This is a genomic window from Paenibacillus swuensis, from assembly GCF_001644605.1.
In the GTDB taxonomy this organism is placed as follows: Bacteria; Bacillota; Bacilli; order Paenibacillales; family DY6; genus Paenibacillus_N; species Paenibacillus_N swuensis.
The window spans coordinates 4,702,695-4,717,140 of record NZ_CP011388.1 but is presented as its reverse complement, the minus strand read 5'-3'; the positions used below and the strand labels follow the sequence as shown (position 1 = coordinate 4,717,140).

The 14,446-nt window shown below is 47.6% G+C and carries 12 protein-coding genes; 11 read left to right on the top strand and 1 reads right to left on the bottom strand.

What is annotated here, in order from left to right; translation table 11 throughout:
• Nucleotides 1-25 precede the first annotated feature (25 nt).
• Nucleotides 26-604 carry a YjgB family protein gene (locus tag SY83_RS21280; RefSeq protein WP_068610199.1) on the top strand — a complete coding sequence of 193 codons (579 nt, stop codon included), beginning with the start codon at nucleotides 26-28 and terminating at the stop codon, nucleotides 602-604.
• Between the two features lie 79 nt (nucleotides 605-683).
• Here the strand turns inward: SY83_RS21280 and SY83_RS21275 are convergent, their stop codons facing one another.
• Complete coding sequence (locus SY83_RS21275; RefSeq protein WP_068610197.1) at nucleotides 684-878, bottom strand: hypothetical protein; 195 nt, start codon at nucleotides 876-878, stop codon at nucleotides 684-686.
• Nucleotides 879-1,021: 143 nt separating this feature from the next.
• Here SY83_RS21275 and SY83_RS21270 point away from each other — a divergent pair, with 143 nt between their 5' ends.
• The 10 genes from SY83_RS21270 (at nucleotide 1,022) to SY83_RS21225 (ending at nucleotide 14,441) form a co-directional block, all read left to right on the top strand.
• A complete protein-coding gene (locus SY83_RS21270; RefSeq protein ID WP_068610195.1) occupies nucleotides 1,022-2,065 on the top strand; it encodes a phosphotransferase enzyme family protein in 1,044 nt (347 codons plus the stop codon).
• A gap of 75 nt (nucleotides 2,066-2,140) precedes the next feature.
• On the top strand, nucleotides 2,141-2,905 hold the full coding sequence (locus tag SY83_RS21265; RefSeq protein WP_068610193.1) for a YdcF family protein: 765 nt from the start codon (nucleotides 2,141-2,143) through the stop codon (nucleotides 2,903-2,905).
• Between the two features lie 14 nt (nucleotides 2,906-2,919).
• Nucleotides 2,920-4,461 carry a hypothetical protein gene (locus tag SY83_RS21260; protein ID WP_068610191.1) on the top strand — a complete coding sequence of 514 codons (1,542 nt, stop codon included), beginning with the start codon at nucleotides 2,920-2,922 and terminating at the stop codon, nucleotides 4,459-4,461.
• A 141-nt stretch (nucleotides 4,462-4,602) separates the two neighbouring features.
• Nucleotides 4,603-6,426, top strand: a complete 1,824-nt coding sequence (locus tag SY83_RS21255) for a cache domain-containing sensor histidine kinase (RefSeq protein WP_068610189.1) — start codon at nucleotides 4,603-4,605, stop codon at nucleotides 6,424-6,426.
• Between the two features lie 4 nt (nucleotides 6,427-6,430).
• Complete coding sequence (locus tag SY83_RS21250) at nucleotides 6,431-7,756, top strand: response regulator (protein WP_068610187.1); 1,326 nt, start codon at nucleotides 6,431-6,433, stop codon at nucleotides 7,754-7,756.
• Nucleotides 7,757-7,854: 98 nt separating this feature from the next.
• Nucleotides 7,855-8,778, top strand: a complete 924-nt coding sequence (locus SY83_RS21245) for a carbohydrate ABC transporter permease (RefSeq protein WP_068610185.1) — start codon at nucleotides 7,855-7,857, stop codon at nucleotides 8,776-8,778.
• Between the two features lie 2 nt (nucleotides 8,779-8,780).
• Complete coding sequence (locus SY83_RS21240; protein WP_068610183.1) at nucleotides 8,781-9,653, top strand: carbohydrate ABC transporter permease; 873 nt, start codon at nucleotides 8,781-8,783, stop codon at nucleotides 9,651-9,653.
• A 124-nt stretch (nucleotides 9,654-9,777) separates the two neighbouring features.
• A complete protein-coding gene (locus tag SY83_RS21235) occupies nucleotides 9,778-11,232 on the top strand; it encodes an ABC transporter substrate-binding protein (protein ID WP_068610180.1) in 1,455 nt (484 codons plus the stop codon).
• Nucleotides 11,233-11,454: 222 nt separating this feature from the next.
• Nucleotides 11,455-13,281 carry an APC family permease gene (locus SY83_RS21230; RefSeq protein WP_068610178.1) on the top strand — a complete coding sequence of 609 codons (1,827 nt, stop codon included), beginning with the start codon at nucleotides 11,455-11,457 and terminating at the stop codon, nucleotides 13,279-13,281.
• 17 nt (nucleotides 13,282-13,298) lie between these two features.
• Nucleotides 13,299-14,441 (top strand): DUF3900 domain-containing protein, encoded by a 1,143-nt coding sequence (locus tag SY83_RS21225; RefSeq protein WP_068610176.1) that lies wholly within the window; start codon nucleotides 13,299-13,301, stop codon nucleotides 14,439-14,441.
• Nucleotides 14,442-14,446 lie beyond the last annotated feature (5 nt).

The following is a 14,446-nucleotide window of genomic DNA, read 5'->3' as shown; positions in this document are numbered from 1 at the left end:
AAGGTGAAGAACGGTGACTAACACAATGCTGATGAACAAATGGTCTAAAGTCACACTTGCCGCTTTAATATCTGTGGGGTCACTTGCCACGGTTGCTGAAACTCACGCGGAAGGAAGCAAAAATCCAGTCTCAGCAACAACGGCTAACCAAGCTCCGAATAGTTATATTAAGGGGATATATACATTAGCTAAACAAGGTAAAATACCCGGAACTCCTTTTGTCGCTGGCAAAACCCTCATTTCAACGGTGCACAAAACCTGGGGAAAACCTACCAAAGGTCCTTCGGCCGGCAATAATTATGAGTTTTACAACATTGGTATGGGTACAGGCGCCTTTGCTTTCGGTGTAGGAAGCGGAGACGTGGTGTACGATCTTCGGGCTTTCGGGCAAAATGTGGATCCAAACCACGGCATCAAATCCTTGACCTTTAGCGCGGTCATTTCTGCGCTGGGTATGCCTGCAGATATTAGGTTTAGCGGGACGGACAAAATTTATGTGTATCATGCAGGTGAATTTCAACTAAAATTTGTAGGTCCCATGAAGGTTGTCAAAGGCAAATTGGGCCATATCGATCATATCAATGTGTATTCATCCAGAAAGTAAGTACTGGACAAACCTTGTAACCTTACGAAAGAAACCTCAGCCGCGGCTGAGGTTTCTTTCATTCTGCGTATATACAATTCTATTTTCGCAAATTATGCTGGTCTATCAACTTATTCTGCTCGTCCATATACTGATGGGTTCCCGTGGCCTTCTCATCCTTTCGCGCAGGATGCTCCCGGGCTGCCGCTGTGCCTTCTACAAATTGCTTGAACTGAGCTTTCTGATCGTCTTGTTCACTTTGGCGTGTTGGCGTGTTCTTCTGGTTTGTACCCATGTGTACTGCCACCTCCTGAGTTTAAGACTCTATTATTTGTACCCTATGAGAGAAGACGGGAAACAAGAAACTTGGGAGGAAAATGAATCATAGGTGTTGAACATTTTACTATTATATATAGTAAAGCTTAAGGAGGTTAGGTAATGGAACAAGAAGTAGAAGTTTTATTTGGCGAGCACATCCTCAATGAGGCGGCATCCCGGTTCGGTTTAACGCGGGGGAGCTGGTCCAAGTTGGGTGATTTTGAAAACTATGTTTATGAAGCAGATCGGCAGAATACGCCAACCATCCTGAGATTGACACACAGTTCTCACCGCTCATTGGCGGAAGTGATCTCGGAACTGGACTGGATCGCTTTCCTAAGCTCGTCAGGTATGGAGAATGAGATAGCGGGTTTCATCCCCTCCTTGAACGGTCTGTCCGCTGAAAAGATCCAGGCCGGATCTTCCTATTTCATCGCATGTCTGTTCCATAAAGCACCAGGCGTACGTCCAGACCCCAACAATCCAGCCCAATACAACACGCATTTGTTCAAAACATGGGGAGCCGTCACCGGGCGAATGCACCGTATTTCACAGCTTTACTCCCCTGAGACTAACGGGGTGCAGCCTCGTTTAGCGTGGGATGAGGATGTGATGATTACGGGAGCCGGCGCGTTTATTCCGGCGGAAGACATTATTGTAGGCGAAAGACTTCAGATGCTGATATCGAAGTTGAGAGATTTGCCGCAGGTTGCCGGGAGTTACGGTCTCATTCACAGCGACATACATTCCGGGAATTTCTTCACGGATGAAGGTCGAATCACCGTGTTTGATTTTGACGACGCGATGAATACCTGGTTTATCCACGATGTGGCAATCCCTCTATACTATAGTGTAAGCAGAGGCGCGCCGGCGAACTATGGCGAAGATCGCTCCGCGTTTGCTAGAGTGTATTTCAAGGCATTCTGGGAAGGCTATAGCGAGGAATTCACTTTATCGCCGGCGTGGTTGGATGTTCTGCCGCTATTTCTTCAGCTGAGAGACATCATCTTGTATTTGGTGCTTCGCAAGAAGAGGGACGTCGAGTCGATGCCTGAGCGTCTCAAGACTTGGTATACTGAGATCCGAGAACGAATTATCCATGGACAAACCTTGGTTGATTTGGACTTCCGCGCGCTTGCTGCAGAGGGTGCCGCGACCACCTAATGGGTTAAGAGTCCCATGACGTTCACAGGATCTAATGATAGAATAGACGCATCTTGAACGGAGCGGGGTGTACCCATGGATGCGGCTTACTTGGTGAAAATCATATATTCTTTATTGTTTCCGCCGGCGTTACTCTGGCTGATGCTGGTAGGACTTACCGTGTACACTTTTTTCAATAGCAAGAGAGGTTTATCTTATCTGTTAATGTTTATTTCGATCATGTACTATCTTTCCAGCATTTCATTTGTGGGCGCCATGTTAACGAAGCAAATCGACAAACAATTAACATATCCTGATGAAATTTCCGGCGATGTGATTGTCATGTTAGGCGAAGGAGCGATCATGGATGCGCGGAGTGTTGACGATCAGGGTGAACTGAAATCAGCGACGGCCTTAAATGTTCTGGTTACCATGAAGCTTTACCAGAAACTGAAGGTGCCCATTATTTTATCGGGCGGTAAGGGACTGGGTGTCGGATGGGCAGGGAATGAAGCCGATATTTCCAAGCGATACCTGATGGCGATGAATATACCGGAGAAGATGATTATTCTGGATAACAAGAGCAGAACTACACTTGAGAATGCAAGAGAATCGAAAGTGATCATGCAGAGAAACGGTTTTAAGAAACCGCTTCTTGTCGCATCATCTTGGCATATTCCAAGAGCGGTGGAACTGTTTAAACAGCAGGGTGTGCAAGTAACTCCTTTGCCGACCTTATATCAACCACCGGTGAAACACCATTGGACCTTATTCGATTTCATTCCGTCCGGTCTGGGGTTCAATTCCGTTCAAGCCGGATTAAAAGAGTTGCTGGGTAAATTTCAAGCCAATATTATGTAGAAGCGGGTAGAGACATGACTTCATCGAAACAACCTGTATTTCCTTTCAGCGACTCTCCGCTATGGGCATTGCAACGGGCCTACTACGAGAACCAAGGTGTCGAAGCTTGGCGTAACGATCAAGTTCCCCAATTTATCACCAGCAATCCGATGATTGCTGCAGCCTATGCCGAAATCCTGTTCGCGTTTTTGCAAGACCGGGCCATCATGGGTCACGGGGCGGAGCCTGTAACCATGCTCGAGCTTGGCGCGGGCTCCGGTCTTTTGGCCTTTCATGTGTTGGATGAACTTCGCCAATTAATTGAGCTTGCGGGAATGAGGCTTCCGCCGTTTCGCTATGTGATGAGCGATCTGGCTGAGCGTAATATCTCGCATTGGCGTGAACATCCTAAACTGATTCCTTACGTGGAGCGGGGATGGCTGGACTTCGCTACGTTTGATGCCGTGAGCGACACCGAATTGTTTCTGGTTGAATCCGGTCATCGAATCACCCCCGGGGACTTAAAGCAACCGTTGCTCATCGTAGCCAATTACTTCTTTGACAGCATTCCACAGGACCTGTTGTATGTGGGGGAAGGACAGATTTATGCTTGCGATGTGTCTTTAATCCTGCCGGAAGGAACGCAGGAAGCCACCCCTGAGATGATGGAACGCATCATTCCGGAATACCATTACCGTAAATCTCCGGAGTATGAGCAAGATTCATACGCCTATTCGGAAATCATTGCATTATACAAACGGGAGCTTGAAGATTCCCATATTTTATTTCCCTCTGTGGGGCTTTCTTGTCTGGAGCGGCTGGGTCGATTGTCACAGGAAGGATTTGTGCTTCTGACGGCGGATAAGGGAGTTCACCGGCTGGACCATTGGGCATTCGCTCCGCCTCCTGACTTCGTTCATCACGGCAGCTTCTCCCTAACGGCGAACTACCACGCCATCCAACATACTTTGGAAAGCCGGGGAGCTCTGGCTTTATTTACTCCGCATCATTACCGAAACTTGAATGTCGGTTGTATTCTTATGTTGGAGGATCCATCAGCTTATGGTTCTACCCGGCTAGCTTATCGGCGGTCGATTGAAAGCTTCGGACCGGATGATTTCTTCAACATGAAGCTATGGTTTGATGATCAGTTAAATACGCTGGATCTCTCACAAATCCTTACGTTCTGGAGGCTGGGACGTTACGATGCCGAATGGTTTTCCCAATGTGCGTACCGGTTGTCCGTGCTGGTGTTAACCGCAAGCGAGGAAGAATCCAAAGACGTTGTATACGGTATTCAACAGATGTGGCAAGGGTTTTATCAAGTTGCGAAGCATTCGAATCTGGCTCTGAGAAGCGGCATGCTGCTATATCAGATGGAGCGGTATGAGGAAGCCATGACCTTCTTCAACCAGGCTGAAGCAGAGGAGACAACCGAACCCGAAGTAGGTTATGCCGTTGCAATCTCCAGCTATGAGCTTGGAGACGAGGAGAGGGCTAAGAAATTTGTCTTGCGCACACTGAGCTTAGATGCCGAACACGAGGGAGCATTATCCCTGTTGCTTTTGTTGAACTAGTTATGTAGGAATCAGAGAAAGCCCCTATCTCCGGATGGGGGCTTATGGTTGTTATTACGTAAATGATGTGTATTATTACGAGTTTCTCCTGAAACCGTTTTATTTTGATATATTATAAATAACAGGCAGGAGGTGCATCGGATGCTCGCGGGACTACGGAATCCCTTAACAAGAATGAAGATTAATCAGCAGCTTATTCTGCTGTTTCTGATGATGGTCAGTCCGATCCTGTTTCTGCACTGGTATGGAAACGCCAAGGCGGAGCAGATTCTTAAAAAACATGTAACCGATGCGTACGCCGAGTTGAATAAGCAGAGTCTTACCTTGATCAGCAGGGATATGGATACGGTTACTAAAGTGACAAGCACATTAATCCGCAGCACCACGACTCAGCAGCTCATTGCAAACGGGGAAGACGACGTGTTGGAGCGGGTAACGAAATACAGAGCGATGGAGGACTTGCTGAATGCTTACTCCACCGGTGCGAAGGGAACGGATCCCGTCTATTACTCTTTTTATGTGTATGATCCGAAGGACTATTATTTTTTTGCCCCGAAAATCCAGATGACACCGACAGGAGTATATTTCTTCACAGAATCCAATAAACCGGATTGGTATGATAAAGCCGTTGCGCGTAAAGGGAAGGGCTTTATGGAGGTCATAGACAGCAACGAAGCGTTTGCGGATCAGAAGACACTTGCATACATACGAGCGGTAAACAATGTTACGCAAAGCAACGGCGTCATTGGTGTTCTGGTGGTGACCAGGATGGAGGATAAAGTCGGAGAATCGCTGAAATCGGTGAATTTGCCTGATGGGGAAATGTACGTAACGGACCCGAATCATATCATTCTGGCTTCCAGCGAGAGGTATCGTTTGGGAATGCCGTTAGAACTTCCCTCCGGGGCAGCGCTTCCGCAAACCGGGGGCAAAGCCGTGCATTACATGGATGAAGAACATATTTATATCATCAATAACAACTCTGTTCTGCATCACAATCTGATTTACAAATTGCCTGTACGCTCCTTGTTACAGCAGCAAAATGAATTGAAACGGGTAATCTTGATGATTTCCGTCGCTTATGGCCTCTTCGGATGTATCCTCATCACCTATTTCTGGCGGTCGTTGATGACGCCGCTGCAGAAGTTGGCTATGTTCGTGCGTTCCTATGTACCCGGCAAACGTATTCCGGAAACGCCCGCCAAAAACAGGGATGATGAAGTGGGAATCCTCATCACCTCCATGTATGATATGGCTCGCAGGCTGAACAGCCTGATTCAGGATCAGTACCAGATGGAGATCAAGCAGAAGGAAGCACAGCTGCAGATTTTGTATGAACAAATAAATCCGCACCTGCTGTACAACACCCTGGAAAGTATATATTGGAAAAGCTCCTTGGAAGGAAACAACGAATCGGCGGAAATGATTAAAGATCTGTCCAAGCTGATGAAAATCAGTTTAAGCCGCGGCAGAGAGTTAATTACAATCGGAGAAGAACTTGAGCATGCGCGGGCTTATACGAAATTGCAGCAACAACGCTATGATTACAAGTTTAGTATTCATTGGGACGTCCCTGAAGAAATTCAAGGCTATCTGATACCCAAAATCAGCTTGCAGCCGTTAATTGAGAACGCCATTCTCCACGGCATCAAGCATATGGAAGAAGATGGTGAGATTCGCGTTTGGGGAAGGCTTTCCGGGGAGCAAGTGGAGCTGAGAGTGGAGGATAACGGATTCAAAGAGCTTAAACTCGAACCGATTGAGAAGCTCTTGAACGATGAGAAAGCGGATGCTTCTCTAGGTTACGGGATAAGGAATGTGACACAGCGTATTCGGCTGCATTTCGGGCAGGATTACGGGCTTTATTATCGTAAACGTATACCGCAGGGGACCGAAGTTGTCATTGTGCTTCCGCAAACGTCCGGTTCCGCAAATCATGAAGAATTGAATGTAACAGGGGGATAAGTAAATGTACCATATTCTGATTGTGGATGATGAACCTTTGATATGCAAGGGATTGAGCTCCCTTCTGGCTACATCGGGTTTCGATATTGAACACATCCACACCGCTTATAATGCTTATGAAGCTTTAGATGTCCTGAAGATGGAAGAGATCGATCTCCTGATTACCGATATCCAGATGGGAGAGATTAACGGCATCGAATTGATGCATCAGGCCAAAATGATTAAACCCTGGGTGCAGACGATAATCATATCGGCGCATGAAACCTTTCAATATGCTCAGATGGCGCTGCGGTTGGGGGCTAAGGACTACTTGATCAAGCCTCTGAACAGCCGTCAGCTGCTGGATTCGGTCCGCAATGTCCTGTTGAAGATGGAAAAACCGGCCAGAGCCCAGGAAGACTTATTAACGGAACTTCAGGAGCACTTCCGCATGGAGGAACCCGACCCGAAGAAAACCGAGGGGTTCAACAGGTTAATCTCAGACCCGGAACAACAGCTTCCAGCCTTGCGGCAACTTGCGGATCTTGGCGTGGCGCTTCAAGGCCCTTACTTCTCTGTTGTTCGCATTCGGCTGCGTCTGGAAGAACGATCAGAGGTCCGTACTCTATCGGCAAGCGACGCCCGGTTGCTGGAGTACGCCGCATTGAATATTCTTCATGAGCTGCTGAACCGGGAATGGAGGCATGCCGCCTTCAGCTCTTCGGATCACGTCCTGAGTATCATTCTGGAATGGGAAGAAGCCCAGGTGGAAGATGCCAATGTGAACAAAATCAATCTGCTCGACATGCTCGGGCGCAGCATTCATCATCATATTCGCAAATACTTGGGATTAACCAGCGTCATCGGAATCAGTCAGATTGTGAAAGGAACCGACGGTCTGCCTATGCTCGCGGAGCAAGCGGAGAAAGCGATGCGTTGGAATAAGAAGCATAAAGACCATGACGTGTTCTATTACGGTGATTTCAATTGGGAAGGCGAAGCCCAGGACCCGTCTGAAGAGGAGTTTCATGCTCAGAACAATGATCTTATTGACAAGGCAAGGGCTTACATTGATCAGCACTACGCCCAGAAAGGGTTAACTCTGCAGGAAGTAGCCCAGAAAAACCATATCAGTCCCAACTATTTAAGCTATTTATTCAAAAAAAATACAGGATTTAACCTTTGGGAATATGTAATCAAGCTTCGGATGGAAGAAAGCAAGAAGTTGCTGCTGCAGACGGATATGCGAAGATACGAGATCGCGGAGAAGGTGGGATACGAGTCACCGGAACATTTTAGCAAAATATTCAAAAAATTTTACGGCATTTCACCCAGCGAGTTAAAGAAGTAAGAATGACTATCATTACAATAGATACGCACCTTTCATGCAAGCGGGGTCCTTTTCTACAATAGATGTATATCTGTTATGTAAAGGAATGAGGAAACCCTATGAATCAAATCTCTGCTCCGCTTCATCCTTCCAAACCAAAGATTAAATCGCCGGGAATTCTCCGGACTCTTCGAAAGCATATGTGGGGATATCTGTTCATTGTCCCTGCGGCCGTCATCTTCATTCTGTTTCTGTGGATGCCGATCATCAAAGGATTTGTGTACAGCTTTTACGATGTTGATTTCGTTCAAGGAAATGAATTTGTCGGTTTGGACAATTACAAGACCGTATTTCAAGATTCGGAAGTTCCCGTTGCCATCCGCAACGCGTTGTATTATATGATGCTGGGTCTGGTGCTGGGGTATTGGGTACCTATTGTATTCGCTATCGCCATTTCGGAACTACGGAAGTTTCAAGGCTTTGTACGTGTGGCGGCTTATCTGCCGAATGTTATACCCGTGGTTGTTCTTTACGGATTATGGCGATGGTTCTATGATCCGGTTGGACCGATTAACGCTGTCATTACCGGTACCGGGGGCGAATCCGTCTCGTTCATGACCGATCCGTCATGGTCTATGCTCTCCCTTGTCATCATGGAAACCTGGCAGCAGTTCGGATCGGCCATGCTGCTCTATCTCGCCGCGGTGTTAAGCATACCCCGGGACTGGTACGAAGCGGCGGAAATGGACGGGGCCGGTGTATGGGCCCGAATTCGTTACATTACTTTGCCGTCAATCAAGAACTTGGCGCTCCTGATGCTGCTCCTTCAACTCATCGGAACCTCTCAAGGCTTTCAATCGCAATTGGCGATGCTGGACGGCGGACCGGTAAACGCTACCCTGACTTACGCGCTCCTGATCGTGAAGTACGCAACCACCCGGCTTGAGTTAGGTGTGGCTTCCGCGATGGGTGTGCTGATGTTCCTGGTACTCAGCGTCCTGGCCGTATTGCAGTTCAGATTGTCCAACCGAAGGGAGAGCTAGACATGAAATCACAAGATCGAGGCATTCTGTCTCACCATGATTTAAATAAGCCTGGTCACAAACTGGTTTACACCCTGATGATTATCGTGATCATGGTCATGGTATGCACGATGATTTATCCCATTTTGATGACCTTCTTCAACGCCTTGAAGTCCAACGTGGAAGTTAACTCCTTCCCGCCGAGATTTCTGCCGTCCGAGTGGCATTGGGACAACTTCCGGAAAGGCTGGGACTTTATCGATCTGCCTCTGTTCCTGCGAAACACGTTGCTTATTTTTGGGGGAAATATGCTGGTCACGGTTGTTGTGCTTGGGTTAGCCGCTTTCAGCATTTCCAGACTGAATGTGCCTCACGCCAAGACGATCCATTTTATGTTCATTGTGACATTATTCATTCCGCCGACCACTTATCTGATTCCGAATTTCATTAACTTGAAAGACTTGAATTTGCTGAATTCGTTCTTTGCGTTCTGGTTGCCGGCCGGGGCGAACGCGTTCTATCTTCTGTTGCTTAAAAACTTCTTCGATGAGATTCACGCCGAAATGTTTGAGGCGGCGCGCATCGACGGCGCATCGGAAATAAAGTGCTTCTTGCGAATCGCGATACCTTTATCGGTTCCGGTCATCTCCACCTTGGCGATCTTCGTATTCTCCACAGCGTGGAACGACTGGTTTTGGCCGTCTCTGGTCATGCACAGCGACGATAAATACCCGCTGGCAACCGCAATCTACAAGTATATCATTAACGCGAGACGATTGGATTTGAATATTAAGTTTGCCATCCTGTTTATGGTCATGGTACCGCCGATTGCCGTTTTCCTGACCTTCCAGCGATTCATTATGAGAGGTCTTCATTTAGGCGGCGTTAAAGGCTGATGTCAATTAAGATAGATCGTAACGTTGCACATGAAGGCGATAAGAATACACATCGTTCCGTGAGAGCGATTCACTTATGATGAAGGTGCAACATCAATTCAGGATTGAAAAGGGGAGTTACACAATGCGTAAATGGTCGATTGTCATCCTGTGCTTACTCGCATGCAGTCTGGTGCTTGCCGCCTGTAGCGGAGGGAATAACAGCAATAACGGCAACAAAGGCAACACGGGCAATACCGAGGCACCGAAAACAGAGAACACCAATAGCGGGACGAATGAGGCAGAGGAGAAAATTGAAGATAAGAAAATTACAATCAGCATTTATTATCCGCTTCCAGATCAAGTGGAAAACCGCAAATTGGAAGATGATAAAATTCGGCGTTTTACAGAGAAATATCCGAACGTAACAGTCGAGAAGTCGGACTGGCATTATAATGTGAACGAAATCGGTATCAAGATGGCCGCCAACGAGGCACCGACGTTCTTCAACACCTATGCGACTGAGGCTAAATTCCTTGCGGAAAAAGGCTGGGCCGCCGACATTACAACGCTGTGGGATAGCTACGAGTTTAAAGATCAGTTGAATCCAATCCTGTCCAAACAATTCCTGATCGACGGCAAAATGTTCGGTGTACCGCAAAAAGGGTACACGACAGCCACAATCGTAAACAAGAAGATGTTGGATGCTAAAGGGGTAGCCGTACCGGCGTATGACTGGACTTGGGACGACATGTTGAATACGGCTAAAGCGGTAGCCGACAAGAAGAAAGGAATTGCGGGAGTCGCGCCCATGGGTAAAGGCAATGAGTCCGGCTGGAACTGGACGAATTTCCTCTTCGGCGCGGGCGGCGAGATTCAAACGGTGGAAGGCGGCAAAGTTACGGCCGCATTCAATTCCGATGCCGCTGTAAAGGCTGCCGAATTCTACAACAAACTTAGATGGGAAGCGGATGCGATCCCGCAAGACTGGGCTTTAGGCTGGGGAGACGCGGTAGGCGCGTTCGCCCAAGGACGCACAGGTATGGTTATTGCCGGCGCGGAAGGCGTGCTGGAACAGGCGTTGAACCAAGGCGGGCTTAAACCGGATGAAGTGTTGACCTATCCGATCCCGGCTATGGAAAAGGGCGGGAAGCACTATGGTATCCTTGGCGGGGATTATATGGTAATCAACCCGAACGCCACGAAGGATGAACAGGAAATGGCATTTCGTTACATCACATTCGATTACTTCTCCGAAGACTGGTTAACCTCTGTGGAGAAGGACATTCAAGCTCGTAAAACCGAAGGAAAGTTCTTTATTCCGCCTCATATTAACTATTATAGTCAAGATTCGGAATACGGACAGAAAGCAGAAGCCATATTCGCTAAATACGACAACGTATATAAATACAACGCCGAATCCAATAGTTTGGGAGACGCAAAGCCTGAAGCGCAATATAACACACAAGAGTATTATGCCGCCATGACGAATGTGATTCAGAAGATCTTCTCCAAGAAAGGCGTAGATTTCAAAGCGGAATTGGATGCCGCGGCTAAGGAAGTTCAAGAAAAGCATTATAATGTCATCAAAGTGAACTAAAGCATGGGGACCGGGACCAGTTTGCATCGCGCAGACGGGCTTTGGTCCCTTTTTAGTTCTATTCATGAACCGGCGCCCTAGTGGTGCCGGTTTTTTTTTGTGAGAACATACGACTAGAATTAACAGTTTACAAGAAGAATAGGTAGGAGTATGATACGTGATGTTGCTTATGTAAGAAAACAAAAAAGAAACATGTAATATCATAAATGGTGGTGGAAAAACGTGTTATCTTCAATCAAAAGATTCCTGATCGGGCGGCCTTTGAAATCAGCCGAACTGGGAGAGCAAAAATTAAATAAAACAAAAGCGCTGGCCATCTTATCGTCGGATGCGTTGTCTTCCGTGGCTTACGGTCCCGAGCAGATTCTAATCGTATTAATTACCGTGAGCGCCGCGGCATTCTGGTATTCGATCCCGATTGCCATTGGTGTATTGCTTCTGCTGACGGCTTTGATTCTGTCCTATAGACAGATTATATTTGCCTATCCGCACGGAGGCGGAGCGTATGTCGTTTCCAAAGAGAATTTGGGTATTAATCCCGGTCTCATCGCCGGAGGTTCGTTGCTCGTCGACTACATATTGACTGTTGCCGTTAGTGTTTCGGCCGGAACGGACGCCATTACTTCGGCGTTTCCTTTCCTGCATGATTACACGGTTGTCATCGCTATTGTATTCGTATTATTTATTACCACTTTAAATTTAAGAGGGGTGACAGAGTCCGCTTCCGTTCTGGCGTATCCTGTGTATCTGTTTGTCGTCGCCCTATTTATCCTGATTGGCGTCGGGGTTTATAACATCGTGACAGGGCAGGTGTCACCTGCGTTACACACGCCGGTCGGAACCCCTGTCATCGGGATCAGTCTTTTCCTGCTCCTAAAGGCGTTCGCGTCGGGTAGTTCGGCTTTAACAGGCGTTGAGGCCATTTCCAATGCGATACCCAACTTTAAAGACCCCGCACCGAACAATGCCGCCAAGACCTTGGTCGCGATGGGAACCTTGCTGGCCATCTTGTTCTCAGGTATTGTGGTGTTAGCCTACTATTACGGAGTACAACCTATAGGTGAAGTCACGGTTGTTTCACAAATCGCCGAGCAGACATTCGGACGGAATTTCATGTATTATTTTGTACAAGGAACTACGGCTTTAATACTGATCTTAGCTGCTAACACCGGTTATTCGGCGTTTCCGCTGCTTGCCGTTAATCTGGCCAAGGATAAGTTTATTCCCAGGATGTTCACGGTGCGCGGCGACCGTCTGGGCTATTCGAACGGGATCATCATTCTGGGCTTCGCTTCGATTCTGTTGATTCTGGCTTTTGAAGGTCAAACGGAGCAATTGATTCCGCTCTATGCCGTAGGCGTATTTATTCCGTTCACGCTCTCGCAATCCGGTATGATGGTGAAATGGATTCGGGAGAAGCCTCCGGGATGGGGAACGAAGCTGTTTATTAATACGACAGGCGCCGTCATCAGTCTTACGGTTACGCTGATGTTCTTCCTGACGAAGTTCGGTCAAGTGTGGTCCATTCTGATTTTCTTGCCGCTGATTATTTTAATATTTCACCGTATTCACAAGCACTACGAAGCCGTAGGCGATCAATTGCGACTGACCACCTGTGAACCTTCCATTCCGGTAGCGGGTAATGTCATTATTGTGCCGGTGGCGGGAATTACGCATGTGGTGGAATTTTCGTTGAACTACGCGAAGTCGTTAAATCCTCATCAGATTATCGCGGTATATGTCCCTTTTGAAAGGGAAGAGGAAGAGATCTTTGAAGAGAAGTGGAAGAAGTGGCAGCCGGATGTGAGACTTGTTACACTGCACTCTCCTTACCGCAGCATTATTCAACCTTTAACGCGATTCATTGACACCGTTGTGCACAAGGCGAGTGAGTCAGACTATCAAGTGACGGTGATTATACCGCAATTCATTCCGAAGAAGGGATGGCATAACATTCTGCACAATCAATCCAGTCTGATGATCCGGGCCTATCTGCTGTACCGTCGTAATGTGATTGTGACTACGGTGCCGTATCATCTGAAAAAATAGCGTACGCAGGAGGATTCATGAATTATTCCGTTCAATATTTATCGTTCTTTGTTGTTCAGCCCGACAGCGCGGACGCGTCCGCAACGAAAGGATATAAGCATTACCGCACATTGGATGAAGAAGCCTACCTGAGCAGTGAGCTTAAGCATTTCCTCGATGGAGAATTCGCCCGAATCAGCAAGCGGAAGGTAGATAAGAATCCGGAATCGGAGAATGCTCCGACGAAGATCGGCCGTTTCATCGTGGAGCCCGGGCATGAGCTGGACAGCAATCCCAATTATAATCTGTTCCAAAGATTGCGGCATGCGGGAGATGAAGAAGAATTCATGGCGCAATGCGACGACATGCTGCGTGTCTATATGGATACGAGCGCGGTTCGCGGCGGCGCCTTAATCATTGCAAGCGCGAAGCTGAACGAGTACTTTAACGAACCGTTTATATTCGTGCTGAAGTGCGATTTTGAACCAAAAGTAGTACGGGTCGCGGATGAAAGAAGCCTTATTGCACAAGTGGATATGGCGATCACGGCGAGGAACATGAAATCGATACAATACCCGTTCATGATTGAAGAGGGCATGATTGATGACTATGAGTTGAAAATTCATCAGGCGTCACATGCCAGATACTTCGAGGATTTCCTGAAGTATGTGTCCTATGAGAAATCCATGCCTGAAATCATGAACGAGCAAGTCGTTTCCATGGTGAAGCAGTATATGGACGAGAAGTGGCAGCACGCACAGCAACCCGTTACACCTGACGGCATGGATGCGTCATCGGAAGAAAGTTTTGCCGGCGGCTATCCGGAGGAACGGCAGAAGGAAGAGCACAGCTATGAGGTCTGGGCGGCGAGCGACAAGCGTGAATTACAGGAGAAGTGGGAGCATGAGCAAGTCGTGGAGGCTGCCGCTCAGTTGACTGTACACAAGGAGGATCTGGAGCTGAAATTTAAGCTGGATCATATTGCGGTGAAGGGGCTGCTTTCCGACTATGGCAATAAGGTGCACATTGCGGAAGAGAACGGCCGATACATCGTTATATTGGAAGGCGACTTGTTCCAGTTCGATAAAGGGGTATCGCCTGTGGAGTTATTGAAACCCGATACACTCAACCAAGTGATTGAGCGGATCCGCGAGAAGCCGCCTGAAGACGAAGAAATTTAGAGCAC

What these genes read in the sequence shown, in the direction of transcription:
- SY83_RS21265 (WP_068610193.1), top strand. Translation starts at nt 2,141, where the DNA reads ATGGATGCGGCTTACTTGGTGAAAATCATATATTCTTTATTGTTTCCG.
- SY83_RS21240 (WP_068610183.1), top strand. Translation starts at nt 8,781, where the DNA reads ATGAAATCACAAGATCGAGGCATTCTGTCTCACCATGATTTAAATAAG.
- SY83_RS21250 (WP_068610187.1), top strand. Translation starts at nt 6,431, where the DNA reads ATGTACCATATTCTGATTGTGGATGATGAACCTTTGATATGCAAGGGA.
- SY83_RS21235 (WP_068610180.1), top strand. Translation starts at nt 9,778, where the DNA reads ATGCGTAAATGGTCGATTGTCATCCTGTGCTTACTCGCATGCAGTCTG.
- SY83_RS21260 (WP_068610191.1), top strand. Translation starts at nt 2,920, where the DNA reads ATGACTTCATCGAAACAACCTGTATTTCCTTTCAGCGACTCTCCGCTA.
- SY83_RS21255 (WP_068610189.1), top strand. Translation starts at nt 4,603, where the DNA reads ATGCTCGCGGGACTACGGAATCCCTTAACAAGAATGAAGATTAATCAG.
- SY83_RS21270 (WP_068610195.1), top strand. Translation starts at nt 1,022, where the DNA reads ATGGAACAAGAAGTAGAAGTTTTATTTGGCGAGCACATCCTCAATGAG.
- SY83_RS21280 (WP_068610199.1), top strand. Translation starts at nt 26, where the DNA reads ATGCTGATGAACAAATGGTCTAAAGTCACACTTGCCGCTTTAATATCT.
- SY83_RS21275 (WP_068610197.1), bottom strand. Translation starts at nt 878, where the DNA reads ATGGGTACAAACCAGAAGAACACGCCAACACGCCAAAGTGAACAAGAC.
- SY83_RS21245 (WP_068610185.1), top strand. Translation starts at nt 7,855, where the DNA reads ATGAATCAAATCTCTGCTCCGCTTCATCCTTCCAAACCAAAGATTAAA.
- SY83_RS21225 (WP_068610176.1), top strand. Translation starts at nt 13,299, where the DNA reads ATGAATTATTCCGTTCAATATTTATCGTTCTTTGTTGTTCAGCCCGAC.